The sequence below is a fragment of the Azorhizobium sp. AG788 genome, assembly GCF_004364705.1.
Classification (GTDB): Bacteria; Pseudomonadota; Alphaproteobacteria; order Rhizobiales; family Xanthobacteraceae; genus Azorhizobium; species Azorhizobium caulinodans.
In genome coordinates, this window is the sequence record NZ_SOBM01000001.1 from 567,707 (window position 1) to 590,470 (window position 22,764).

General features: G+C 68.6%; 24 protein-coding genes. 14 read left to right on the top strand and 10 right to left on the bottom strand.

All coding sequences use genetic code 11. The annotated features are described in order from the left end of the window. Positions 1-168: 168 nt before the first annotated feature. The 3 genes from DFO45_RS02635 to DFO45_RS02645 all read right to left on the bottom strand — a co-directional run bounded on the left by DFO45_RS02635 (position 169) and on the right by DFO45_RS02645 (position 5,191). Positions 169-3,306 carry an efflux RND transporter permease subunit gene (locus DFO45_RS02635; protein ID WP_133863636.1) on the bottom strand — a complete coding sequence of 1,046 codons (3,138 nt, stop codon included), beginning with the start codon at positions 3,304-3,306 and terminating at the stop codon, positions 169-171. Then, positions 3,306-4,505 carry an efflux RND transporter periplasmic adaptor subunit gene (locus tag DFO45_RS02640; RefSeq protein ID WP_133863637.1) on the bottom strand — a complete coding sequence of 400 codons (1,200 nt, stop codon included), beginning with the start codon at positions 4,503-4,505 and terminating at the stop codon, positions 3,306-3,308. Before DFO45_RS02640 ends, DFO45_RS02635 begins: the two co-directional genes overlap by 1 nt. Positions 4,506-4,579: 74 nt before the next feature. Next, positions 4,580-5,191 carry a TetR/AcrR family transcriptional regulator gene (locus DFO45_RS02645; RefSeq protein ID WP_133863638.1) on the bottom strand — a complete coding sequence of 204 codons (612 nt, stop codon included), beginning with the start codon at positions 5,189-5,191 and terminating at the stop codon, positions 4,580-4,582. A 196-nt stretch (positions 5,192-5,387) separates the two neighbouring features. On the opposite strand from DFO45_RS02645, the gene DFO45_RS02650 reads away from it, so the two are divergent. From DFO45_RS02650 to DFO45_RS02660, 3 genes are all read left to right on the top strand, one after another. Then, positions 5,388-5,840, top strand: a complete 453-nt coding sequence (locus tag DFO45_RS02650; protein WP_166657031.1) for a DUF3574 domain-containing protein — start codon at positions 5,388-5,390, stop codon at positions 5,838-5,840. A 170-nt stretch (positions 5,841-6,010) separates the two neighbouring features. Further along, positions 6,011-6,526 carry a hypothetical protein gene (locus DFO45_RS02655; RefSeq protein WP_166657032.1) on the top strand — a complete coding sequence of 172 codons (516 nt, stop codon included), beginning with the start codon at positions 6,011-6,013 and terminating at the stop codon, positions 6,524-6,526. A gap of 122 nt (positions 6,527-6,648) precedes the next feature. Then, complete coding sequence (locus DFO45_RS02660) at positions 6,649-7,362, top strand: sulfate transporter family protein (protein WP_133863641.1); 714 nt, start codon at positions 6,649-6,651, stop codon at positions 7,360-7,362. 6 nt (positions 7,363-7,368) lie between these two features. Here DFO45_RS02660 and nth read toward each other — a convergent pair whose 3' ends face one another. After that, entirely contained in the window at positions 7,369-8,193 is an 825-nt protein-coding gene (nth, locus tag DFO45_RS02665) for an endonuclease III (protein WP_348633838.1), read from the bottom strand. Positions 8,194-8,470: 277 nt separating this feature from the next. Here nth and DFO45_RS02670 point away from each other — a divergent pair, with 277 nt between their 5' ends. Both DFO45_RS02670 and DFO45_RS02675 read left to right on the top strand, forming a co-directional pair. Further along, positions 8,471-8,992, top strand: a complete 522-nt coding sequence (locus DFO45_RS02670; protein ID WP_012172206.1) for a DUF2244 domain-containing protein — start codon at positions 8,471-8,473, stop codon at positions 8,990-8,992. A 146-nt stretch (positions 8,993-9,138) separates the two neighbouring features. Continuing rightward, a complete protein-coding gene (locus DFO45_RS02675; RefSeq protein WP_043880517.1) occupies positions 9,139-10,014 on the top strand; it encodes a methylated-DNA--[protein]-cysteine S-methyltransferase in 876 nt (291 codons plus the stop codon). Between the two features lie 219 nt (positions 10,015-10,233). Here the strand turns inward: DFO45_RS02675 and DFO45_RS02680 are convergent, their stop codons facing one another. The 4 genes from DFO45_RS02680 to DFO45_RS02695 all read right to left on the bottom strand — a co-directional run bounded on the left by DFO45_RS02680 (position 10,234) and on the right by DFO45_RS02695 (position 14,919). Further along, entirely contained in the window at positions 10,234-11,250 is a 1,017-nt protein-coding gene (locus tag DFO45_RS02680) for an esterase-like activity of phytase family protein (RefSeq protein WP_133863642.1), read from the bottom strand. Further along, entirely contained in the window at positions 11,250-13,142 is a 1,893-nt protein-coding gene (cobT, locus tag DFO45_RS02685; RefSeq protein ID WP_012172203.1) for a cobaltochelatase subunit CobT, read from the bottom strand. The genes DFO45_RS02680 and cobT overlap by 1 nt, the downstream gene beginning before the upstream one ends. A gap of 74 nt (positions 13,143-13,216) precedes the next feature. Then, positions 13,217-14,200, bottom strand: a complete 984-nt coding sequence (gene cobS, locus DFO45_RS02690; protein WP_012172202.1) for a cobaltochelatase subunit CobS — start codon at positions 14,198-14,200, stop codon at positions 13,217-13,219. A gap of 119 nt (positions 14,201-14,319) precedes the next feature. Continuing rightward, positions 14,320-14,919 carry a J domain-containing protein gene (locus tag DFO45_RS02695; protein ID WP_133863643.1) on the bottom strand — a complete coding sequence of 200 codons (600 nt, stop codon included), beginning with the start codon at positions 14,917-14,919 and terminating at the stop codon, positions 14,320-14,322. Between the two features lie 242 nt (positions 14,920-15,161). On the opposite strand from DFO45_RS02695, the gene chrA reads away from it, so the two are divergent. From chrA to DFO45_RS02730, 7 genes are all read left to right on the top strand, one after another. Further along, positions 15,162-16,550, top strand: coding sequence for a chromate transporter (gene chrA, locus DFO45_RS02700; protein ID WP_133863644.1), 1,389 nt, complete (start codon positions 15,162-15,164; stop codon positions 16,548-16,550). A gap of 81 nt (positions 16,551-16,631) precedes the next feature. Then, positions 16,632-16,913 carry a BolA family protein gene (locus DFO45_RS02705; RefSeq protein ID WP_133863645.1) on the top strand — a complete coding sequence of 94 codons (282 nt, stop codon included), beginning with the start codon at positions 16,632-16,634 and terminating at the stop codon, positions 16,911-16,913. Continuing rightward, the gene (gene queC, locus DFO45_RS02710) at positions 16,910-17,635 is read left to right on the top strand and encodes a 7-cyano-7-deazaguanine synthase QueC (protein ID WP_133863646.1); all 726 of its coding nucleotides are present in this window, start codon (positions 16,910-16,912) and stop codon (positions 17,633-17,635) included. The genes DFO45_RS02705 and queC overlap by 4 nt, the downstream gene beginning before the upstream one ends. Continuing rightward, a complete protein-coding gene (locus DFO45_RS02715; protein ID WP_133863647.1) occupies positions 17,632-17,991 on the top strand; it encodes a hypothetical protein in 360 nt (119 codons plus the stop codon). The genes queC and DFO45_RS02715 overlap by 4 nt, the downstream gene beginning before the upstream one ends. Positions 17,992-18,123: 132 nt before the next feature. Then, a complete protein-coding gene (locus DFO45_RS02720) occupies positions 18,124-18,381 on the top strand; it encodes a type II toxin-antitoxin system prevent-host-death family antitoxin (RefSeq protein ID WP_133863648.1) in 258 nt (85 codons plus the stop codon). Beyond that, positions 18,378-18,761 (top strand): type II toxin-antitoxin system VapC family toxin, encoded by a 384-nt coding sequence (locus tag DFO45_RS02725; RefSeq protein ID WP_133863649.1) that lies wholly within the window; start codon positions 18,378-18,380, stop codon positions 18,759-18,761. Before DFO45_RS02720 ends, DFO45_RS02725 begins: the two co-directional genes overlap by 4 nt. Positions 18,762-18,834: 73 nt before the next feature. Continuing rightward, the gene (locus DFO45_RS02730) at positions 18,835-19,365 is read left to right on the top strand and encodes a gamma carbonic anhydrase family protein (protein WP_012172194.1); all 531 of its coding nucleotides are present in this window, start codon (positions 18,835-18,837) and stop codon (positions 19,363-19,365) included. A gap of 24 nt (positions 19,366-19,389) precedes the next feature. Here DFO45_RS02730 and DFO45_RS02735 read toward each other — a convergent pair whose 3' ends face one another. After that, a complete protein-coding gene (locus tag DFO45_RS02735; protein WP_012172193.1) occupies positions 19,390-20,034 on the bottom strand; it encodes a transglutaminase-like cysteine peptidase in 645 nt (214 codons plus the stop codon). A 152-nt stretch (positions 20,035-20,186) separates the two neighbouring features. Between DFO45_RS02735 and DFO45_RS02740 the strand changes: the two genes are divergently transcribed. Further along, complete coding sequence (locus DFO45_RS02740; RefSeq protein ID WP_338010014.1) at positions 20,187-20,990, top strand: rhomboid family intramembrane serine protease; 804 nt, start codon at positions 20,187-20,189, stop codon at positions 20,988-20,990. Positions 20,991-21,128: 138 nt separating this feature from the next. Then, positions 21,129-21,560 (top strand): CBS domain-containing protein, encoded by a 432-nt coding sequence (locus DFO45_RS02745; protein WP_012172191.1) that lies wholly within the window; start codon positions 21,129-21,131, stop codon positions 21,558-21,560. A gap of 50 nt (positions 21,561-21,610) precedes the next feature. Here DFO45_RS02745 and DFO45_RS02750 read toward each other — a convergent pair whose 3' ends face one another. Further along, positions 21,611-22,633, bottom strand: a complete 1,023-nt coding sequence (locus DFO45_RS02750) for a patatin-like phospholipase family protein (RefSeq protein WP_133863650.1) — start codon at positions 22,631-22,633, stop codon at positions 21,611-21,613. Between the last annotated feature and the right edge of the window lie 131 nt (positions 22,634-22,764).

Here is a 22,764-nt window from a genome sequence, read left to right on the forward strand (position 1 = left end):
CATCAACAGCAGCAGCGGCACATCATGGGCGTCACCCGTCCGTTATCGGGCCTCGATGCGACGCACAATCGTTCGGTTTGACGAACAAGTCAACATATAAGGTGAGTTGGATTTAAGCCCGCCGCGCAGATGTGAATTGCGCGGCGGGCAGGGCTCGCGAACCGGCGACTATTCGGCCGCGCGGTGCAACTGGGGCTTGGCCGGCGGGGCCGCGTGGGTCTCTGGCTCGTCCTTGGCCCCGACGAAGCGGCTCAGGTGGCGTCCGGCGAAGCGGCTGAGGTCGTCCATCACCGTGAAGACCGCCGGCACGAACACCAGCGACAGCACGGTGGAGGCGATGAGGCCGCCGATTACCGCGATGGCCATGGGCGCACGGAAGGAGCCGCCTTCGCCGAGGCCGATGGCGGAGGGCACCATGCCGGCCGCCATGGCGATGGTGGTCATGACGATGGGCTGGGCGCGCTTCCGGCCCGATTCCATCAGGGCATCGAAACGGCTCTCGCCATGCTTCATGGCCTCGATGGCGAAGTCCACCAGCAGGATGGCGTTCTTGGTCACGATGCCCATGAGCATGAGGAAGCCGATGACCACCGGTAGCGAGACCGAATTGCCGGTCAGCAGCAAGGCAATGAAGGCGCCGCCCACCGAGAGGGGCAGCGAGATCAGGATGGTGATGGGCTGGAGCAGGTCCGCGAACAGCAGCACCAGCACCGCCAGTACCAGCATGATGCCCGCGCCCATGGCGAGGGCGAAGCCGCTGAACACCTCGCCCATGATCTCGGCGTCGCCGGTCTCCTTGAGCGTCACGCCGGGGGGCAGGTCGCGGGCGGCGGGCAAGGCGAACACCTTCTCCAGCGCATTGCCGAGCGGGGCGGTGCCCACGAGATCGGCTTCCACCGCGATGCGCCGGGCGCGGTCGTAGCGGTCGAGCGAGGTCGGCCCCTTGCCGAAGGTGACGTCCGCCACCGTGGTCAGCGGCACGGCCCCGCCGGAAGCGGTGGGCACCTTCAGAGCGTCGAAGGTCGAGAGGTCGCGGCGGGCGCGCTCGTCGAGTTCCACGCGGATGTCCACCTGCCGGTCCTTGGCGGAGAATTTGGCGAGGTTTGCCTCCACGTCGCCGATGGTGGCGATGCGCACGGTCTCGGCGATGGTGTCCACCGAGACGCCGAGTTCCGCCGCCTGGTCGAGCTTGGGCACGATGCGGATTTCGGGCCGGTCCAGCGCGGCGCTGGACACCACATTGGTCAGCTCCGGCACCCGGTCGCGCACCTGCGCCTCCAGCGCCAGCGCCGCCTTCTCCACCGCCGCGCCATCAGCGCCGGAAAGGATGACGGCAAAGCCGCGATTGGTGGTCTGCCCGTCCTGGCTCCAGCTGTAGCGCACGTCGGGAATGGTCCCCAGTTCCGCGCTCACCCGGCTCTCGAACGCCTTCTGGGCGGTGCTGCGTTCCGCGCGTGGCTTGAGGTTGATGACCACCTGCGCCTTGCGCACCTCGCCCGCCGTCATGGCTAAGCCGCCCTGTCCGCCTCCGCCGGCGGTGGCATAGACGCTCGCCACTTCTGGCTGGGCGGCCATGATGGCGGTGATGCGGTCCGCCACCTCCTGCGTCTCTTCGATGGTGGAGCCGGGGGGCAGTTCCACCGAGAGCAGCGAGCGCGAGATGTCGTTGGCCGGCAGGAAGCCGGAGGGGAGCAGGGTGGCCAGATAGATGCTGCCCGCGAACACCGCAAAGCCCATGAGGATGGTGGCGAAGCGGTGCCGCACCGACCAGCCCAGCAGGGTCACGTAACGGCGCATGATGAAGCCGTCCTCGCTCTCCCGGTGTCCGGTGTCGCGCAGGAAATAGGCCGCCAGCAGCGGCGTGATGAGGCGCGCCACCAGCAGCGAGAACAGCACGGCGATGGCCACCGTCAGGCCGAACTGCTTGAAATACTGGCCCGCGATGCCGCCCATGAAGGACACGGGCGCGAACACCGCCGCGATGGTGAGGGTGGTCGCCACAACGGCAAGGCCGATCTCGTCCGCCGCCTCGATGGCGGCGCGATAGGGGGATTTGCCCTCCCGCATATGGCGGACGATGTTCTCGATCTCCACGATGGCGTCGTCCACCAGGATGCCCGTGACCAGCGTGATGGCCAGCAGGCTGACGCCGTTCAGCGAGAAGCCGAGCGTGTCCATGATCCAGAAGGTGGGCAGGATGGAGAGCGGGATGGCGGTGGCGGTGATGATGGTCGCCCGCCAGTCGCGCAGGAACAGGAACACCACGATCACCGCGAGGATCGCGCCCTCGATCAGCGTGTGCATGGCCGACTGGTAGTCAGACTTGGTGTAGCGCACCGTGGTGTCGATCTCGGTGATGGTGACGGCGGGATAGCGCGCCTCGAGCCTCTTCAGCTCCTCGCCCACCCGGTCATAGACCACCACGTCCGAGAAGCCCTTGGCGCGATAGACGCCGAAGGCCACCACCGGCTTGCCGTCGAGACGCGCGAACACCCGCTGCTCGGCCGCCCCGTCGGTGACGGTGCCGAGGTCGCTGAGGCGCACGTAGCGCCCGTTGCTGAGGGCGATGCGCGTGTTGCCGAGCTGCTCCATGTTGGCGGCGCCGGCCAGCGTGCGGATGGTCTGCTCCTGCGTGCCGAGCTGTCCCCGGCCGCCGGAGACATCGACGTTCGTGGCCCGCAGCTGGCGACTCACTTCGGCGGCGGTGATGCCGAGCGCGGTCAGGCGCTCGGGATCGAGCGAGACGCGGATCTCCCGGTTGACGCCGCCCTCGCGCTTCACCTGCGCCACGCCACGAACGCCCTGAACGGCGCGGGCTATGGTGTCGTCCACGAACCAGGAGACCTCTTCGGTGCTCATGGAGGGGGCCGACACCGCATAGGTGACGATGGGCAGGCCCTCGATGTCCACGCGCTGGACCTGCGGCTCCTCGATGCTCTGCGGCAGTTCCGAGCGGATCTTGGTGACGGCGTCGCGGCTGTCGTTCACCGCGCGGTCCACCATGGTCTCCAGATGGAACTCCACCGTGGTCACCGAGGTGCCGTCGGAGATGGAGGAGGTGATGTGCTTGACGCCGGCGACGCCGGCGATGGCGTTCTCCACCTTCTTGGTGACCTGCGTCTCCAGTTCGCTGGGCGCGGCGCCCGGCTGGCTGATGGTCACCATCACGATGGGGATGTCGATGTTCGGCATCTGCGTGACGGGCAGGGAGCGGAAATGCACCAGCCCCAGCGCCGTCAGCACGACGAACAGGACCAGGGAGGGAATGGGCTTGCGGATCGCCCAGGCGGAGACGTTGAGAGCCATCAGCGGGCCTCGCTCACGCTCTTGCCGGCCTCGGCCGGCGTGACCCTGTCGCCTTCGCGCAGGAAACCGGCCGCGCGCGCCACGACGAGATCGTCCGGCTGGGCGCCGTCGATGAGCTCCACGCGCCCGCCGGTCTTGATGCCCGTGTGCACGCGGCGTTCATGGATGACGCCGTCCTTCACAACGAGGATGTAGGCGCCGTTGGCGTCGAACATGACCGCGGACTGCGGCACGGAAAGGCCCCAGCGGCGGTCCAGCAGGACCACGCCGCGGGCGAAGGCGCCCGGCCGCAGGTCGGGCTGGGTGGGCAGGGCGATCTTGGCGCGGCCGAGACGGGTCGCCTTGTCCACTTCCGCCGAGATGAGGCGCACCTTGCCCTCCACCGACCGGTTGAAGCCGGCCGGCGTCACGGCGACGGTCTGGCCGACCGCGAGCCGGGGCAGGGCGACCTCCGGCACTTCCGCGTCGAGGTCGATGGCGCCGTCCTTGGCGATGCGGAACAGCGGCTCGCTGCGGGTGGACAAGGCGATGGCGCCGATGCGCGCGTCGCGGGCGAGGATGAGCCCGGCTTCCGGAGCCCGCACCTCGGTGCGCTGGAGCTTCAGCTCCAGTTCGGCCCGCTGGGCCTGCACCAGCACGGCATCGGCCTCGGCGGCCTTGAGGCTCTCGCGGGCGGCGACCACCTGCGCGGCGGTGACCTTCACGGCGCGCTCGCGCTCGTCCAGGGTCTCCTGCGTGGAGACGCCGGTCTTGCGCAACTGGCGGGTACGCTCGACGGCGGAATTGGCTTCCGTCTCCTGCGCTAGAGCCTGATCGAGCGCCGCGCGCTGCTGGGCGATGGTGGCCCTGGCCTTCGCGGCATTGGCGGTGTTCTGCGCGAGCTGGGTGTCGAGCACGTCACGGGACAGGCGGGCGAGGACCTGCCCCTTCTGGACCGTGTCCCCCACCTCGGCGAGGATTTCGGTGAGGCGGTAGCCCTCGATTTCCGGCCCCACCTGGATTTCCTCGCGCGGCAGCAGGGAGCCGGTGACGAGCAGGGTATCGTGCAGTTCCTGCTTCTCGGGGCGCACCACGCTGATGGTCAGGCCCTTGGCCTGTGGCGCCGCCGCCTGGGCTGGCGCGAACGGTCCCGACGCAAGGCTCAAGACGGTGAGCGCGGCGAGCAGGCGGAAGCGGACAGGCGCCGGACGGGCGGACATGGAAGCATCTCCGAAGGAACGGATGAACCGGAGGTTGCGCACAGTGCGCGCGGCAATGGTGGCGGGACGAGGGCTCATGGCACATCCGTCCCGCGCGGCGAGATCATGCGGCCCATCAGGCCTGACAGGGCGGCGAGGCGGCCGGGAATGTCGAAGTGCGGCCATCTCTGATGGTTGAGCATCAGCCCGTCGCCGATGGCGAGCAGCAGTACCTGCAGCGCTTCGAGATCGACATCGGCCGCGATCTCCTCGCGCCGCTGCGCCTCGGCGAGCAGGTCCCGCAGCATCTGATGGCTTTCGCGCTCCATCGGATCGAGAAGCTCGCGCAGCTTGGGATTGCGCGACCCTTCCGCGAAGATCTCCGCGCCCAGGCGGTCGCACATGGACTGCGTCCCCGTGAGCAGTTCCGCCATGGCGGCGGTGAGGCCGGCCATGAGGCTCTCCGACTGGCGCAGCGCGTCGAACAGGCGGGTGCGCTCCGCGCGCTCGGCCTCCACGATGGCGCCGATGATCGCTTCCTTGGAGGGGAAGTAGCGATAGAGCGCGCCGGGGCTCATGCCCGCCTCGGTGCAGATCTGCTGCATGGACGTGCCGTGGAAGCCCTCCCGCGAAAAGCAGGTGGCGGCGGCATCGAGGATGCGCTGGCGCTGTTCCGTCCGGTGATCCTGCGGCTCGGTGAGTGTCACGCAGCTTCCCTAGGGTGCGAATGAACGTTCGCTCGCATATGCGCCTGTCGTTGGGGAGCGTCAAGGGCGGGATATCAGGACATGGTTTCCAATGTCCTGTGCGTGATACGGGCCCGCAGGCCCGCCAGACGGGATGGCCTCTTCAACGGCGGCGGTATCGCCACTAGAACTTAAGGGACATCGAAGGAGTGCCGCCGTGCCGTTCCGCCCCCTGCTCGTTCCCGTGGTTCTGCTCTGTGGCCTCACCGCTGCCGCCGCTCAGGGGCAGGCGCCGGCCCCGGCCGCCAGCCCCGGCTGGGCGGCGACGCCCTGGGCGGACAGTGTGATGCTGGAGACCCAGCTCTTCTTCAGCCTCTCCACCGCCGATGGCGCGGGCGTCAGCGAACAGCAGTTCGGCCAGTTCATGGAAGACGTGGTGCGCCCGCGCTTTCCCGACGGAATGACGGTGCTGGACGCCTACGGCCAGGGCGCGGGCTCGGCGGGCGGCATCGCGGCCATGCTGCATGCGGGCACCAAGATGGTCCTGCTGGTGCATCCCAACACGCCCGATGCGCAGTCCAAGGTCGGCGAGGTGAAGGCCCAGTACAAGGCGCGCTTCCCCGGCGCCGGCATCCGGCATCTGGATTTCCCGGTTCGCATCACGCCCTGACACGCGCGGAAAGCGAACCTGCCGTGAGGTTCCCGGCCGGAGCGCGCGTTCGCCCGGAAATATACTAAGGTCCTGAATGCAATTGCGAATTCATTGCAAAGATCGCGCTTGTGCGTAGGGTGCTACCGTGCCTTGGGCGTTGACGCCTAGCACGCTGGAGACCGGTGCCCATGTCTTTGAAAGCCAAAATCTGCGCCATCCTCTTTGGAATGGCCTGCGCCGTGTCGGGGGCTCAGGCCCAGGACATGAAGGGAACCACCGAACCGATGAAGCCGGCCAACTGGCTGTTCGTGCAGGTGGCCGATTCCGTGACGGTCAGCGACAAGACCATCACCCTCAAGGGCGTCGCCCCCCAGACGCTCATGTTCGTCGATCGCCCCGAGCGCATGACCGGCGACACCCCCACCGCCGAGTTCACCAAGTTCTGGAATGCCGGCAAGGACAGCTTCGAGCGCGATCCGCCGAACGCCACCCTCTCCGTCACGGTGGACGGCAAGCCGGTCACTGCCGTGGTCGAGCTCACCAATCCGGTGCTGAGCGGCGACACGCTCACTTATACCTACCGCACGCTGAGCGATGACAAGCCGGCCACCGGCACCAGTGCCAGCCTCTTCATCGACTGGTGGTATGCGCGCGGCGGCGTCTGCTACCGCGGCCCCTATGGCGGCCTGCACTGCCACCCGTGAGCCTCTGAGCGACAGGCCCCGGCGGCGGTCCCCCGCCCGCCGCCGGGCATGCCCCTTGAGCCGCGGGCACGCCATGCCCACCTGAAGGGCGCCGGTTACCGGTGCATCTTGTGGGAGCCCCGATGTTCTCTGCCGCCATCACCGCCTTCGGTCAGGTCTTCTCGCCGCTCCTGCGCGGCGTCCTCCTGAAGTCGGTCGCGCTCGCCATCGGCCTGCTGATCGTGATGGCCATCGGCCTCAACGCGGCCCTCCAGCATCTGGCGACGCTGCCCTATCCCTGGCTCGACACGCTGGTCGCCATCCTCGGCGGCCTCGGCCTCGTGTTCGGCGCGCTCTATCTGACGCCGGCGGCCTCCTCGCTGGTGGCGGGCCTCTTCCTCGACGACGTGGCCGAGGCGGTGGAGAAGGAGAGCTATCCCAACGATCCCCTCGGCCGCCCGCAGCCGCTGGGCCGCTCCATCCTCGCCTCCATCCGCTTCTTCGGCGTGGTGCTGGCGGTGAACCTCGGGGCGCTCTTCCTGCTGCTGGTGCCGGGCGTCAACATCATCATCTTCTATGTCGCCAACGCCTATCTGCTCAGCCGCGAATACTTCGAGCTGGCGGCCATGCGCTATCGCACGCCGGAAGAGGCGCGGGCGCTGCGGCAGGCGCATGCGGTTCAGGTCTTCCTCGCCGGCCTGCTCATCGTGCCGGTGCTGTTCATCCCCATCCTCAACCTCATCACGCCGGTCTACGGCACGGCGCTGATGGTCCACCTCCACCGCCGCCTTGCCCCGGTGCCGGGCGCCGGCATGGGGCAGGGGCCGCTGATCGAGGGGCGGAAGGTCTCCGCCTGATCAGGCTCAGATCGGCTTGTCCGGCCATCGGCAGAGGTCGTTGATGGGACAGATGGGACAGTCGGGGCGCAGGGCCTTGCAGATGTAGCGCCCGTGCAGGATCAACCAGTGGTGGGCGTGCAGCTTGAAGCGGTCGGGGATGCGCTTTTCGAGCGCCAGCTCCACGTCCAGCGGCGTCGCCCCCGGCGCGAGCCCGGTGCGGTTCGCGACGCGGAACAGGTGGGTGTCCACCGCGATGGTGGGCAGGCCGAAGGCGATGTTCAGCACCACATTCGCCGTCTTGCGGCCGACGCCGGGCAGGGCCTCCAGCGCCTCGCGGTCGGGCGGCACCACGCCGTCGTGCTTCTCCAGCAGCAGGCGGGACAGCTCGACCACATTCTTCGCCTTGCCGCGATAAAGGCCGAGGGTGCGGATGAACTGCGCGACCCCTTCCTCGCCCAGCGCGAACATGGCCCTGGGCGTCGGGGCGGCGGCGAAGAGGCCGCGCGTCGCCTTGTTGACGCCGACGTCAGTCGCCTGCGCGGAGAGCACCACCGCCACCAGCAAAGTGAAGGGGTCGTGATACTCCAGCTCGCCCTTCGGCTCCGGGTTCAGCCGCTCGAAGCGGGAGAAGGCCTCGAAGATGTCTTCGTCGCTCCAGGGCGTGACGGTGCGCCCGTGCACCGCCGCCGCCGCATTGGCGACCGCCCGGCGGCGGGGCTTTGCGGCACCGGGCGCGAGCCCCGCCGCCTCGGCCTTCGCCTTGAGCCCCTTGGGCGGTGCGAGGCCGGATCGCGTGCTGGCCGGCGCCTTGCGGAGCTTCGTGGTCGATGCGGCCTTGGTGCTCGACACAGCCTTGGCAGCGCCCTTCGTGGCGGGAGCCGGGGAGGCGAGTGACGCCCCGGTCTTCGGAGCGGTCGCTTCCGGCGCTCCTGCCTTGGCCTTGGCCGGCATCACCGTGCGGGCGCCGGTCTCCTTGCCCGCGCCGGCTTTCGCCACCTTTGCCGGCGCTTCCTTCTGGGCGGACGGAGCGACAGGGGCCGCCTTGCGGCCGGTGGCCTTGGCGGGCACGGGAGGCGGTGCGGAGCCAGTCGTCTTTCGCGGCATTTTTCACGTATACTGTGCAGCCATGACCGACGCCAACGACCCGCCCGTCGTTCCGGACGAGGAGCCCACGGTTTTCGCCGCCACACTCGCCCCGCATCGCTCGTTGTCGAAGCGGGGCTTCGTCATCGTCATGCTCATCATCGGCGGCCTCAGCTTCGGCTCGGGTGTGATGTTCCTCGCCATGGGCGCATGGCCCATCTTCGGCTTCTTCGGGCTCGATGTGCTCTTGGTCTATTGGGCCTTCAAGGCCAACTTCCGGGCGGCGGACGCGCGCGAATTCATCCGCATCACCCCGAGCCTCGTGGAAGTGCGCCATGTGCCCGCGCGGGGGAAAGGCTGGGAGGCGCGCATGAATCCCTTCTGGACGCGGGTGAAGCGGCAGGATGACGAGGACCACGGCACGCTCGCCCTGGCCCTTGTCTCGCAGGGACGGGAGACGCCGGTGGGCGGCTTCCTCGGCCCCATCCAGAAGGGCGCACTGGCCGATGACCTCACCCATGCCCTGAGCGAGGTGAAGCGCGGCGTCACCCGCACCCATTTCTGATCGGGGAGCGCGGCGGTGAAATCGGGTGGCCCGCTGGCGCGGCCGGTGCTGTGATGGCACGAAACGTCCGAAGGGGAAGAACGCCCGTGCTCGACCTGACCGCCCAGACCACCCTGCCGCTTGAACTGCCCCGCCCGCTGGCCGGCATGGTCGCAGGTCCGGCCGCCGCCCTCGACATCTGCGCCGCCGATTATGACGTGGTGCGCCGCGCCGTCGCTTATGTCACCCATCACGTGCGCGACCAGCCCGAGGTGGAAGCCATCGCCGCCGCCGCGGGCGTGACGCCGCGCGCGCTCACCGATCTCTTCCGCCGCTGGTGCGGCCTCACCCCCAAGGCGTTCCTTCAGGCGGTGACGCTGGACCGCGCCCGGCAGGTGCTGGCCGAATGCCCGAACGTGCTCGATGCGGCGCTGGAACTGGGCCTCTCCGGTCCCGGCCGCCTGCACGACCTCTTCGTGGTGCATGAGGCCATGTCGCCGGGCGAGTGGAAGACGGGCGGTGCGGGGCTGGTCATCCGCTACGGCCTCCATCCCTCGCCCTTCGGCACGGCCCTCGCCATGTGCACGCCGCGCGGCCTCTGCGGCCTTGCCTTCGCGGATGCGGGCGAGGAGGAGGCGGCGTTGGCCGACATGCGCCGGCGCTGGCCCTACGCCACGTATCTGGAGGACCCCACCGCCACCGCGCCGCTGGTGTCGCGCATATTCAACCCCGAGGCGTGGCGCGAGGAGCAGCCGCTGCGCATCGTCTTCATCGGCACGGACTTCGAGATCCGGGTGTGGGAGACGCTGCTGCGCATTCCCATGGGCCGGGCCACCACCTATTCCACCATAGCCGGACACGTGGGCAAGCCCTCCGCCGCCCGCGCCGTGGGCGCGGCGGTGGGCAAGAACCCCATCTCCTTCGTGGTACCCTGCCACCGCGTGCTCGGCAAGAATGGCGATCTCACCGGCTATCACTGGGGCCTCACCCGCAAGCGCGCGATACTCGGCTGGGAGGCCGGACGCATCGGCACAGAGGGCTGAGGGCCTACATTGAAGTCGTAGGGTGCGTCTTCCCCCTCCCCAACCCTCCCCCGCAGGCGGGAGAGGGGGCCCGTTGCGCGGGCTGTTATGCACCGCATGGAAAACCGGGCGGGAAAAGCCCTCTCCCGCTTGCTGGGTAGGGTTGGGAGGGGGCAAGTGCGGCCGGGTTGAGCGAGCAACTGCCACAGGCAACCGGCCGTGCAAAACGCGCCTTGATCCTCAGGCCGCCACCGCGAACCGCAGCAGCACGTTGCGCTGGAGCGGCGAGAAATTGTCGTCCGAAATCATGGTGAGGATGATCTCGCCGGCGGCGTTCCGCGTCACGGCGAGGCCTTCCATATTGTCGATCTCATAGGCCATGTCGGCGGTGAACAGGATCTCGCCGGAGAGGCGCGCCCCCGGCTTCACGTCGGACATGGAAAAGCGGCGTACCTGCATGAGCACGCCGGTGCTGAAGGAGAAATGCCGCTCCAGCAGATAGAGGACCCCGTCTGGTCCCACGCAGGCATCCGTGCCGTTGAAGGGGCCGCTCTTGGCGATGGTGAAGGTGCCGGGCGTTGGCCCGCCGATGAGGAAGCCGGGAAGGTCCGCGCTCTTGCTCGCGCCCTCTTCGCCGATGGCGATGAGCGTGCCGCCGAGCGGCCCCTCGGCTGCGTATGCGAGGCTCTCCAGACCGAGATTGAAGCGCAGCGCCTTCACACCCGGAGGCACGTCGATGCGCATGCCGATCTGGCCCATGGGATCGGCGGGATACAGCCAGATCTCATTGATGGTTTCGAGGCCGACGAACACGCCGCGCGGAGAAAGGGTGAGGGATTCGGCATCCTCCCGCCCCTGAAGCGCCAGCGGACGGCCCCGGTCGTCCTTAAGCGCGCAGGCCCGCACGTTGGCAAGGCCGGTGGGCCGGTCGCCGTCCGTGGCCAATTCTCCGTCCAAGAGCAGTCCAGCGTCGGTCACGGCAAGAAAGCGCCGGCCGTCCCGCTGAAGCGCGAAGCCTGAGATGCCGCCGAAGCCCGGATAGGACGAGGTGAGCACCAGCCCGCCGCGAAACTCCAGCTTGCCGAAGCGGATCGCCTCGGCCGTGGGCTGGAAATGGGTGATTTCCCGGGCCTCCACCTCGATCCGCACGGGATCGAGGGGAAACTCCCGCGGCTTGGCAAAGGCCCTGTGCGCGGCGAGCGCGCCGCCCGCCGCCACGAGGCTCGTGAGGGCGGTGCGGCGGCTGAGGAGGCGCATCAGTGCAGGCGCCGGCCGCGCGGGGCGGGGGCGGGCTTGTCGTCGAACAGCTCCGCCAGCTTCTCGGTCATGGCGCCGCCCAGTTCCTCGGCGTCCACGATGGTCACGGCGCGCTTGTAATAGCGCGTGACGTCATGGCCGATGCCGATGGCGATCAGCTCCACCGGCGAGCGGTCCTCGATCTGCGTGATGATGTGGCGCAGATGGCGCTCGAGATAATTGCCGGCATTCACCGAGAGGGTGGAATCGTCCACCGGCGCGCCGTCGGAGATCATCATCAGGATCTTGCGCGCCTCGGGCCGGCCGAGCAGGCGCTTGTGCGCCCAGTCGAGCGCCTCGCCGTCGATATTCTCCTTCAGCAGCCCCTCGCGCATCATCAGGCCGAGGTTGCGCCGGGCGCGGCGCCAGGGGGCGTCGGCGGACTTGTAGACGATGTGGCGCAGGTCGTTGAGGCGGCCCGGATTGGCCGGCTTTCCGCCCGCCAGCCACGCCTCGCGGGACTGGCCGCCCTTCCAGGCGCGGGTGGTGAAGCCGAGCACCTCCACCTTCACCGCGCAGCGCTCCAGCGTGCGGGCGAGAATGTCGGCGCAGGTGGCAGCGACCGTGATCGGCCGGCCGCGCATGGAGCCGGAATTGTCGATGAGCAGCGTCACCACCGTGTCGCGGAACTCGGTGTCGCGCTCGCGCTTGAAGGAGAGCGCGGCGGTGGGATCGGTGACCACGCGGGAGAGGCGGGCCGGGTCCAGCACGCCTTCCTCCAGATCGAACTCCCACGCCCGGTTCTGCTGCGCCAGGAGGCGGCGCTGGAGGCGGTTGGCGAGGCGGGCCACGACGCCCTGGAGATTGTTCAGTTGCTTGTCGAGATAGGCGCGCAGGCGCGTCAGCTCTTCGGCGTCGCAGAGCTCCTCGGCGGAGGTCTCCTCGTCGAACTTCGTCGTATAGGCGTGATACTCCGGCCCCTTGGTGTCGTGCGCAGGGGGCTGGCGGGGCTGCCACGGCTCGGCGGCCTCGTCGGAATCGCCCAGTTCCGCATCGTCCGGCATTTCGGCGGGCGGACCGGCTTCGCTCTCCGAGGCGCTGTCGGGCAGCTCCTCCTGGGACATTTCGGCTTCCACCTCGGTGGCGCCGTCCTGCGTGTCGTCCTCGGAACGCTGGGCGTCTTCGTCGCCCTGCTCCTGATTTCCGGAGGATTCCTCGTCGCTCTCGTTGTCGTCCTCGTTTTCGAGGCCGCGGTCCTCGCCCATTTCGAGCGAGGTGAGGAGATCGCGGGTGATCTCGCCGAACTTCTTCTGGTCGCCCAGCACGTCGGTGAGGCGGGAGAGGTCCTTGTCCGCGCGCGCCTCGATATAGTCGCGCCAGAGATCGACGATCTTGCGCGCGTCGGCCGGCGGCGCCTGTCCGGTCAGGCGCTCGCGCACCATGAGGGCCACCGCGTCCTGGATGGGGGCGTCGGCGCGCTCGGTGATTTCCGCATAGGGACCGCGATGGTAGCGGTCGCTCAGCATGGCGGTGAGATTGTTCTTGGTGCCCAGCATGCGCTGGGAGCCGAGCGCTTCCACGCGCGCCTGCTCCACCGCCTCGAACACGGCGCGGGCGATGTCGCCGGAGGGCAGCATGCGGCGATGCACGGAGGGATCGTGGCAGGCGAGGCGCAGCGCCATGGAATCGGCGTGGCCGCGCAGCACGGCCGCGTCCTGCGCCGTGAAGCGGCGGGGCAGGTCGGGCAGACGCGCCCGGTCCGGGCCGAGCGAGGGACGTTCGGAAGCGTAGGAGACCTCGAACTCGCCCACCCCGGCGATGGCCTTGAAGCAGCCGGCCACGGCGCGCTTGAACGGCTCCGCAGGCGCTTCCTTGGGGGCGGTCTTGACGGTCTTGTTGGTCGGGGCAGCCATAGCTCAGCCTGTCACGGACGCCGGCGCGGGCGGAATGGCCCCTCCGCGAGGGAGGGGCCGCACATCATGGGACGTCAGGAGAGGACGAGGTTGACCGCGCTCTCCTGCAACTCCTGCCCGAAGCAGCGCTGATAGAACTCCGCCACCAGCGGGCGCTCCAACTCGTCGCACTTGTTCAGGAAGGTGACGCGCAGGGCGAAACCGATATCCTTGAAGATCTCGGCATTCTCGGCCCAGGTGAGCACGGTGCGCGGGCTCATCACGGTGGAGAGGTCGCCATTGATGAAGGCCGAACGGGTCAGATCGGCGAGGCGCACCATGCGGGCCACCGTCTCGCGTCCCTGCGGGTTCTGATAGTGCTTCGACTTGGCGAGCACGATCTCCACTTCCTTGTCGTGGGGCAGGTAGTTGAGGGTGGTCACGATGGACCAGCGGTCCATCTGGCCCTGATTGATCTGCTGGGTGCCGTGATAGAGGCCCGTGGTGTCGCCGAGGCCGACCGTGTTCGCGGTGGAGAACAGGCGGAAGGCGGGGTGGGGGCGGATCACCCGGTTCTGGTCGAGCAGGGTGAGGCGGCCGGAGACTTCGAGCACGCGCTGGATCACGAACATCACGTCCGGACGGCCGGCGTCATATTCGTCGAACACCATGGCGACGTTGTTCTGGAGCGCCCACGGCAGGATGCCGTCGCGGAACTCGGTCACCTGCATGCCGTCGCGCACCACGATGGCATCCTTGCCGATGAGGTCGATACGCGAGATGTGGCTGTCGAGATTCACGCGCACGCACGGCCAGTTGAGGCGGGCGGCGACCTGCTCGATGTGGGTGGACTTGCCGGTGCCGTGATAGCCGGTGACCATCACGCGGCGGTTGTAGGCAAAGCCCGCAAGGATCGCGAGGGTCGTCTGACGATCGAACAGGTAATCGGGATCGAGATCGGGAACGTGCGGATCCGGCTCGGAATAGGCCGGCACTTCCATGTCGATGTCGATGCCAAACACCTGCCTCACCGAAACCTTCATGTCGGGGGTAGGTGCCACGGTCTCGGTGCTCATCATGCCTCCGTTTGCGCGGCCCGCCGCGCTTCACTCTTCCGCATTCATGCTCGCGGCACCTTAAAGGTTTTCCGCACGTGCAAAAACAGCCTTCGTGCGCGCATGTGCGCTGCACGCAGGGCTCAACAGAAACCGGCCTTCTTCAGCGTGCTGTGCGCCTGGATGACATTACGCAGCCGCTCCTCCGCGGATTTGTCGCCGCCATTGGCATCCGGGTGGTGCTTCTTCACCAGTTCCTTGAAGCGGGCCTTGATCTCCGGCCCGGTGGCCGAAAGCTCGAGGCCCATGATCTCCAGCGCCTGCCGCTCCGCGGTGCGGATGGCGCGGCCCTCCGGCTCGCTGGGCGCGAAGCCGGCGCCATGGCTGCCCATTTCGGCGGTGAAGCCGAACGGATCGCGCATGCCATCGCCGCCAGGGGCGTCATTGGCGCCGCGCGTGCCCATGCGCCAGGTGGGACGGTGCCCGGTGAGCGCGTCCTTCTGATAGGCGTAGACGGCCGAGTCGCTCATGCCCGCGAAATAGTTGTAGGACTGGTTGTATTCCTTCACGTGGTCGAGGCAGTAGAGCCAGTACTGCCCTTCCTGCATCCGGCCCTTGGGCGCACGATGGGTGCCCGGCTGATCGCAGCCCGGCCACTGGCATTGAGGGCAGGTGGGCTTCCGCAACCGGTCCTGTTCGGGCTTGACCCGGATCCGGTCGAAGAAGGGGGAGTCTGTTTTCATGGCAGGCTGAGTATGCGGGCCCCGCCATCGCCGGGCAAGGCAAGGGAGAGGACTTCCGGCGAGGGGAGGCGCCTTCCCTGAGGGCTGTGGCGTCGGCACCTCATATACGTCGCTCCGGCTCTGGCGCAAGGCGCGGACGCGTGCCGCCGCCCTGCGCGGGAGGGCGGACAGGCTTGCGAAACCGCCCCACGCCACGGCATGGTCGTGCCCGGCGGGGTGGGCCCGCATGAGGACGAAGCCGCATGTCTTCCGCCGGCGGGACCACCACCAGCACAGCCCCCGCACCCGCCGCTCCGGTCGCGCTCCCGTCCTTCGGCGAGGCGGTGCGGGTGTGGGCGCGGATCGGGCTTCTGAGCTTCGGCGGGCCGGCGGGGCAGATCGCCACCATGCACCGCGAGCTCGTCGAGGAGCGGGGCTGGATCAGCGAGACGCGGTTCCTGCACGCCCTCAATTACTGCATGCTCCTGCCGGGTCCGGAGGCGCAGCAACTCGCCACCTACGTCGGCTGGCTCCTGCATCGCACCCTCGGCGGCCTGGTGGCGGGACTGCTCTTCATCCTGCCCGGCGCCGTGGTGATGAGCGCCCTCGGCCTGCTCTATGCCGTCTCCCACGACGTGCCGCTCATCAGCGCCCTGTTCTTCGGCATCAAGGCCGCCGTGCTGGCGGTGGTGGTGCAGGCGCTGCTGCGCATCGGGCGGCGCGCGCTTTCGACCCGCCTGCACCTCGCCATCGCCGCGCTTGCCTTTGTTGCCATCTATGCCGCGCAGGTGCCTTTCCCGCTGGTGGTGTTGGCCGCCGGGCTGTTCGGCTTCGCCTTTGCCGGCAAGGGTTTTGGCGCGCCGGCCGCGCCGGCGGCGGGAGAGGGGATCGTGGACGATCTCTTCGCGCAAGGCGCCATGGCCCACACGCGTCCTTCTGCCGGCCGCGCGCTGAAGGTGCTTGCGGTCTGGCTGCCGGCCTGGCTCGGGCCGGTGGCGCTGCTGGCGCTTCTCACCGGTCCCCACAGCGTCTGGGCGACCATCGGCTCCTTCTTCAGCGTCATGGCGGTGGTCACGTTCGGCGGTGCCTACGCGGCCTTGGCCTATGTGGCGCAGGCGGCGGTGGAGACCTTCGGCTGGCTCTCGCCGCATGAAATGGTGGACGGGCTCGGCCTTGCGGAGACGACGCCGGGGCCGCTCATCCTCGTCCTCCAGTTCGTGGGCATTCTCGCCGCCTATCGCGATCCGGGCGCCTTGCCAGCGTGGCTCGCGGGCCTGCTCGGCGGCGCGCTCACCGTCTGGGTGACGTTCGCGCCCTGTTTCCTCTGGATCTTCCTCGGCGCGCCCTACATGGAGGCGCTGCGCGGCAGCCGGCGCCTCGCCGCTGCCATGTCGGCCATCACGGCGGCGGTGGTGGGCGTCATCCTCAATCTCGCGGTCTGGTTCGCCTTGCACGTTGCGTTCCGCGAGGTGCGCGAATGGCGCGTGCTCGGCCTCTCGCCCGACGTGCCGGTGCTCGCGTCCGTCGACTGGCGGGCGGCCGTGCTTGCGGCCGGCGCGCTGGTCGCCATGCTGCGCTTCCGGGCCGGCATGATGGCGACGCTCGGGGTCTGCGCGCTTGCTGGGCTGGCGCTCTCGTGGCTGCCCGCCTGATCCTCCGCGCCGCCCATGCGCAGCGCGCGGGGCTGGCCGGCCGCATTGACGCCGGGCGCGCGGCGGCAGTACCGATAGGCCATGTCCGACGCTCATCTCGACCAGATCCGCACGGCGCTCGCCGCCGGCCTTTCGCCTGTCTCCCTGGAGGTGGAGGACGAGAGCCACCGCCACGCGGGCCACGCGCACAACCGCGCCCGACCCGACGGCGGCATCACCCACCTGCGGGTGCGGGTGGTCTCCGAGGCCTTCCGGGGCAAGAGCCGCATCGACCGCCACCGTCTGGTGAACGGGCTGCTGGCGGGCGAAATCGCCGGCGGTCTCCACGCGCTCGCCATCGACGCCAAAGCGCCCGGCGAATGAGTGCTGACGCGGGCCCGGGTTCCGGTGCGCTCGTCCTGTTCTCGGGCGGGCAGGATTCCACCACCACGCTCGCCTGGGCGCTGGACCGCTTCGAGCGGGTGGAGACGCTCGGCTTCGACTATGGCCAGCGCCACCGCATCGAACTCGACTGCCGGGTGAAGGTGCGCGCCGCCATGGCAGCGCTCAATCCGGCCTGGGCCGCGAAGCTGGGCGAGGACCATACCCTCGCGCTCGATGCGCTGGGCGCGGTCTCCGACACGGCGCTCACCCGCGACGTCGCCATCGAGATGACCGAGGGCGGCCTGCCGAACACCTTCGTGCCCGGCCGCAACATCATCTTCCTCACCTTCGCCGCCGCGCTCGCCTATCGGCGCGGGCTGAAGCACATCGTCGGCGGCATGTGCGAGACCGACTTCTCCGGCTATCCGGACTGCCGGGACGACACCATCAAGGCGCTTCAGGTGGCGCTGAACCTCGGCATGGACCGGCGCTTCGTGCTGGAGACGCCGCTCATGTGGATCGACAAGGCCGAGACCTGGCGGCTCGCCGAGCGGCTCGGCGGGCGGGCGCTGGTGGACCTCATCGTGGAGGACACCCATACCTGCTATCTTGGCGAACGCGGCCCGCGCCATCTGTGGGGGCATGGCTGCGGGACCTGCCCGGCGTGCGAGCTGCGCGCCGAGGGCTTTGCCCGCTACGAGGCCGCGAGGGTGAGCGAATGACACTGCGCCGCGCGTCCACTGCCCTGGCCCTCCTGGGTCTCGTTCTCGCCTTCTCATCGGCGCCCGCCGCCGCAGCCAGCTTCGACTGCACCAAGGCCCGCTCGCCGGACGAGAAGGCGGTGTGCGTCAACCGCGACCTGTCCGATCTCGATGTGCGTGCGGCAACGCTCTACGACGTGCTGACCCATCTCGTGGCCATGGGCGAACGCGGCATCATCCAGGACCAGCAGCGCGCCTTCCTCGCCTATCGCGCCACCTGCGGCAGCCGCGTGCCCTGCATCCGCAAGGTCTATGAGCAGCATGTCGCCCAACTCACCGCCGGCCTTCAGGCCATCTATGCGCGCGGGCCTTTTTGAGAATCTCCGAACTGGCGTGGCTTGTTTCGGAGTCGTATGGCCGTCGGAAGCTTGATTTACGGCCTCCGTTAGTCAGAGTTTCATTTGGACCATTTGATGGTCTATAATGCCCTTTCAAGCACGGACAGGGCCATGCGTATTTCCGTTTCCGAGGCGAAGGGGCAACTGACAGAATTGGTCCGCCGGGCCGAGGCGGGCGATGAGGTCATTCTCACCCGCCACGGCCATCCGGCGGTGCGGCTGGTGCCGGTGGTGCCCGTGACCGACCGCACCGCTCGGCGGGCGCTGATGGAGGCCTTGCGCGCTGAGGTTCAGGGTCAGGTCAAACCCGGTCCCGGTGCGGCGCGCAGCCAGGACGTGCTTTATGACGCGGACGGCCTGCCTACATGATCGTCGTGGACACCTCCGCGCTCATGGCGGTGCTGCTGGGCGAAGACGAGGCGCACCGGTGCATCGAGGCTCTCGAAGCCGAGGAGCGGCTTCTGCTTTCGGCGGGGACGATGGCCGAAGCGCTCATCGTGGCGGAGCGGCGCGGCATCGGTCCGCAGATGCGGCAGTTGCTCGATGGTCTCGGCTTCGAAGTGGCCCCGCTCGGTGCCGCCGAGGCGCGCCGTGTCGCCGAAGCCTATGCGGCTTGGGGCAAGGGGCGCCATCCCGCCGGTCTCAATCTCGGGGACTGCTTCGCCTACGCACTCGCCCGGGCGCAGGGCTGCCCGCTGCTGTTCGTGGGAGAGGATTTCCGCCGAACGGACGTTGCGCCGATTCCCTGAGCCTCCTCCCAACTGGCGGCCGGCGGCGGGGCGGTGTAGGCAGGGCGAAAATACCCCAAGGAGCCCCAAGCCCATGCCGCTCTATGCCATCGACGGCGTTGCCCCCGAACTGCCGGCCTCCGGACGCTATTGGATCGCGCCCAACGCCATCGTCATCGGCCGGGTGAAGATCGAGGAGGATGCGAGCATCTGGTTCGGCACGGTGATCCGTGGCGACAATGAGCCCATCACCATCGGGCGGGGCACCAACATCCAGGAAAACTGCGTCCTTCACACCGACCCCGGCTTCCCCATGACGCTGGGTGCGGGTGTCACCGTCGGCCACATGGCCATGCTGCATGGCTGCGTGGTGGGCGAGAACAGCCTCGTCGGCATGGGCGCGACCCTGCTCAATGGCGCCACGATCGCCCCGAACTCCCTGGTGGGCAGCAATGCGCTGGTCACCGAGGGCAAATCCTTTGCCGAGCGGTCGCTGATCGTGGGCGCGCCGGCCAAGGCCATCCGGGAACTGGACGACGAGATGGTGGCGCGCCTCTCGCGCACGGCGGAGCATTATCAGAACAACTGGAAGCGCTTCGCGGCCGGGCTTACCCGTATCGACTGATCCGCCCGAGAACGGACGGGCGCCTCAGCGCCCGCCGCCCACCACCGGCGGGGAGCGGGTCTCGCCCAGCGACACCCACTGGCTGGGGTCGTTCTGGGACTGGCGCTTCACATAGCGATAGCCGGTCTGGCGCCAGCGCAGGATCTCGGCTTCCTGATTGTCGAGGACGAGGTCGCCGCGGTCGGTCACCACGGTCAGCACCGCATGGCCGTCGCCGGCCTTGTCGCGCACCACGGTGATGAGCAGCACCGAGGCCGGCCAGCCGAGGTTCATGAGAACCCGGCGCTTCTCCAGCACATAGTCCTCGCAGTCGCCCTTGCCGTCATCGGGATAGGCCCATTTCTCGACCACGCCGTAGTGCTCGAGGTCGGTCATGGGCTCCACCGTCTCGTTCACCGAGCGGTTCACCTTCTGGAGCTCGGCGAGCTTCTGCTCGGTCAGAGCGACCTCATAGACCATCGGGCCGGACGGCACGCATTCATTGGCGTGGTCGCCGCAGAACTCCACATAGCCGATGGGCGGATTGGTGTTGCCGATGGCGTCGAGATGCTCCACCGGCGCCGGCTGGGGCGGAAGGCTTGCCGTATGGATCTTCTGTGCGGACGCGCCCGCCGTGCTGCCGAGAAGCAGGCCGGCCAGGAGCAGCAGTCGCGCGAGAGAAGAGGGCATGAGCGGGTGTTCGCCTTGCGGTTAACAAAAGGATAATGCCGCAAACCGCGTCTGTGCGCGCTCTTAATCCTTTTTTAACCTTAACGCGGTTTCCGCTGGATGATACCGCCGTTCGTGCGCCCGATCGTCGATGGCCGGGGCGGACACTCCCCGTGTTTTGGGTTGCTCTCCTTCCGGCCCGCGCCTATGTGCGAAGGGTGCTCGATATCACCCGATCCCCTGGGGCGATGCCCCGCCAGCCGGTGTTCAACGTGCCCGGCGTCGTCACTGCCCTCGCCGCCGCGATGGCGGTGATCCATCTCGTCCGCACCTATGTGCTGAGCGAGGGCGCCGATCTGGAGATCCTCGCGCTCTTCTCCTTCGTGCCCGGCCGCTATGATGCGGAGGCCGCGCTGGCACTTCCCGGCGGCATCGGCGCCGACATCTGGACCTTCGTCACCTACGCGCTGCTGCACGCCAACTGGATCCATCTCGGCGTCAACCTGATCTGGATGCTGGCGTTTGCGACGCCGGTGGCCCGGCGCTTCGGGCCGGCGCGCTTCCTTGCCTTCTTCGCCGTCACGGCGGCGGTGGGGGCCTTCGCCCATCTCATCACCCATCGGGACGCGATGGTGCCCATGATCGGCGCCTCGGCGGCCATCGCCGGCCTCATGGCGGCGGCGGTGCGTTTCGCCTTCGCGCCCGGCGGCTCCCTGAGCGGCCGGCGCGGCCCGCTGCCGGATCACATGCCGGCACAGGGGCTGGGGGAGGCCTTCCGCGATCCCCGCGTGCTCGGCTTCATGGGCGTCTGGATCGCCGCCAACCTCCTCTTCGGCGTGGGCGTGACCATGCCGGGGGCGGAGGATGGCGAGGTCGCCTGGCAGGCGCATCTGGGCGGCTTCTTCGCCGGCTTGCTGCTCTTTTCCTTCTTCGATCCGGTCGGTCGGCGCCTGCCGCGCGAGAAAACCGCCGCCTGAACTGCCCTGACGGCATTCAGAGGTTGCACCCCGAGCGCTTCGGGTGGATCATCCTTGCGTCTGCGCCTGCGCCGGCGCCCACAAAAGAAACAAGCCTCCGCCGGCCCATGGCAGCGCAGTCAGAGCGGAGGAAGACACATGACCGTCAGCGCCATCCTGAACAGCAAGCCCTCATCCATGGTGACCATCTCGCCGGACGCCTCCCTGACCGATGCGGTCAAGAGCCTGTCCGAGCATCGGATCGGTGCCATCGTCGCGGTGGATGACAACGGCCGGCTGGCAGGCATCCTGTCGGAGCGCGACGTGGTGCGCATTCTCGGCGTGCGCGGGCCGGAGGTTCTTTCCGAGCCCGTGTCCGCCGTGATGACCCGTGCGGTCGTGACCTGCGCGCGCGACGAGACCATCCAGGGCATCATGGAGCGCATGACGCGCGGCCGCTTCCGCCACGTCCCGGTGGTGGAGGGCGAGCGGCTCATCGGCATCATCTCCATCGGCGACGTGGTGAAGTTCCGCGTCGAGGAGATGGAGCGCGAGAGCGCCCAGCTGCGCGATTACATCATGACCGCCTGAACGGCCGGCGGCGGGGCTCCCGCCGCCATGCCCCCGGGGCCGCGCACCGCTCAGGCGAGGGCGACCATCACTTCCTTGAGTTCATCGATCACCTTTTCCGCCGCCTCGGCGCCGGCGGCGATCGCCTCGTCCGCCCGCTGGAACTCGAACAGGCCGATCTTGCCGAGCTTTGGCGAGATGGAGACGTCCGGCGGATCTCCCGCCAGCCGCGAGCGGGCGATGCGGTCCTGGGTGATGTTGAAGGCATCGATCATCACCGACGAGATTCCCTTCGGTCCGTCCGGCGCGCCGGAGAAGAACTGCCGCCGCAACAGCCGGTCCGGCCGCAGGATTCCCGAGAAACGCGCCCGCTTTTCCGCCAGCGCCGCCTCTGCTGTCTCCAGCATGCTGCCGTGATCGTGGATCACCGTGCCCTTGCCGAAGACATCCGAATTGAGGTTCACCGCGATCACGATGCGCGCGCCCATGGCGCGGGCGGCGGAGACGGGGATGGGGTTCACCAGCGCGCCGTCCATCAGCCAGCGCCCGCCCACCTTCACCGGCGTGAAGATGCCCGGCAGGCAGTAGCTGGCGTGGATCGCCTCGATGAGGTCGCCACGGGTGAGCCAGATCTCGTGTCCGCTGCCCAGCTCCGTGGCGATGGCGGCGAAAACCGTGGACAGGCTCTCGATGCGGGTCGGCTCCACATGGCGGCGCATCAGATCGACGAGCCGCCGCCCCCCGATGAGGCCGGCGGAGCCGAAGGTGAAGTCCAGCATGCCGAGCACGTCGCGCTTCTTGAGGCTGCGGGCCCAGCCCTCCAGCGGGTCAAGCTTGCCCGCTGCCCACAGCCCGCCGACCACCGCGCCGATGGAGGTGCCGGCCACCACGTCCGGGCGGATGCCGTGCTTTTCCAGTGTCCGCAGCACGCCGATATGGGCAAAGCCGCGCGCCGCCCCGCCCCCAAGGGCCAGTCCGATGCGCGGGGTGTTCGCAGGCGCGGCCGGGCGCGCCTCCACGGCCTCATCGGCCACGAGCGGAATGTCGGCCTGTGCTTCGCCACCGAAAAAACGGCGGTTGAACCCCTGAAACATGAACGCCTCCAGCCGCGGTGGCGGAGGCCACGGCTTGTTCTTGGCTCCCACTCTAAGCCCTTTGATGACGGAAGCGTGTCCTTGTTCGCACCGCAATGGAATGAAGGGCGGGCAAGATGCTTCCTTTAGGA

What these genes read in the sequence shown, in the direction of transcription:
- DFO45_RS02635 (WP_133863636.1), bottom strand. Translation starts at nt 3,306, where the DNA reads ATGGCTCTCAACGTCTCCGCCTGGGCGATCCGCAAGCCCATTCCCTCC.
- DFO45_RS02640 (WP_133863637.1), bottom strand. Translation starts at nt 4,505, where the DNA reads ATGTCCGCCCGTCCGGCGCCTGTCCGCTTCCGCCTGCTCGCCGCGCTC.
- DFO45_RS02655 (WP_166657032.1), top strand. Translation starts at nt 6,011, where the DNA reads ATGTCTTTGAAAGCCAAAATCTGCGCCATCCTCTTTGGAATGGCCTGC.
- DFO45_RS02660 (WP_133863641.1), top strand. Translation starts at nt 6,649, where the DNA reads ATGTTCTCTGCCGCCATCACCGCCTTCGGTCAGGTCTTCTCGCCGCTC.
- DFO45_RS02670 (WP_012172206.1), top strand. Translation starts at nt 8,471, where the DNA reads ATGACCGACGCCAACGACCCGCCCGTCGTTCCGGACGAGGAGCCCACG.
- DFO45_RS02675 (WP_043880517.1), top strand. Translation starts at nt 9,139, where the DNA reads ATGGTCGCAGGTCCGGCCGCCGCCCTCGACATCTGCGCCGCCGATTAT.
- DFO45_RS02680 (WP_133863642.1), bottom strand. Translation starts at nt 11,250, where the DNA reads ATGCGCCTCCTCAGCCGCCGCACCGCCCTCACGAGCCTCGTGGCGGCG.
- cobT (WP_012172203.1), bottom strand. Translation starts at nt 13,142, where the DNA reads ATGGCTGCCCCGACCAACAAGACCGTCAAGACCGCCCCCAAGGAAGCG.
- cobS (WP_012172202.1), bottom strand. Translation starts at nt 14,200, where the DNA reads ATGATGAGCACCGAGACCGTGGCACCTACCCCCGACATGAAGGTTTCG.
- DFO45_RS02695 (WP_133863643.1), bottom strand. Translation starts at nt 14,919, where the DNA reads ATGAAAACAGACTCCCCCTTCTTCGACCGGATCCGGGTCAAGCCCGAA.
- chrA (WP_133863644.1), top strand. Translation starts at nt 15,162, where the DNA reads ATGTCTTCCGCCGGCGGGACCACCACCAGCACAGCCCCCGCACCCGCC.
- DFO45_RS02705 (WP_133863645.1), top strand. Translation starts at nt 16,632, where the DNA reads ATGTCCGACGCTCATCTCGACCAGATCCGCACGGCGCTCGCCGCCGGC.
- queC (WP_133863646.1), top strand. Translation starts at nt 16,910, where the DNA reads ATGAGTGCTGACGCGGGCCCGGGTTCCGGTGCGCTCGTCCTGTTCTCG.
- DFO45_RS02715 (WP_133863647.1), top strand. Translation starts at nt 17,632, where the DNA reads ATGACACTGCGCCGCGCGTCCACTGCCCTGGCCCTCCTGGGTCTCGTT.
- DFO45_RS02720 (WP_133863648.1), top strand. Translation starts at nt 18,124, where the DNA reads ATGCGTATTTCCGTTTCCGAGGCGAAGGGGCAACTGACAGAATTGGTC.
- DFO45_RS02725 (WP_133863649.1), top strand. Translation starts at nt 18,378, where the DNA reads ATGATCGTCGTGGACACCTCCGCGCTCATGGCGGTGCTGCTGGGCGAA.
- DFO45_RS02730 (WP_012172194.1), top strand. Translation starts at nt 18,835, where the DNA reads ATGCCGCTCTATGCCATCGACGGCGTTGCCCCCGAACTGCCGGCCTCC.
- DFO45_RS02735 (WP_012172193.1), bottom strand. Translation starts at nt 20,034, where the DNA reads ATGCCCTCTTCTCTCGCGCGACTGCTGCTCCTGGCCGGCCTGCTTCTC.
- DFO45_RS02745 (WP_012172191.1), top strand. Translation starts at nt 21,129, where the DNA reads ATGACCGTCAGCGCCATCCTGAACAGCAAGCCCTCATCCATGGTGACC.
- DFO45_RS02750 (WP_133863650.1), bottom strand. Translation starts at nt 22,633, where the DNA reads ATGTTTCAGGGGTTCAACCGCCGTTTTTTCGGTGGCGAAGCACAGGCC.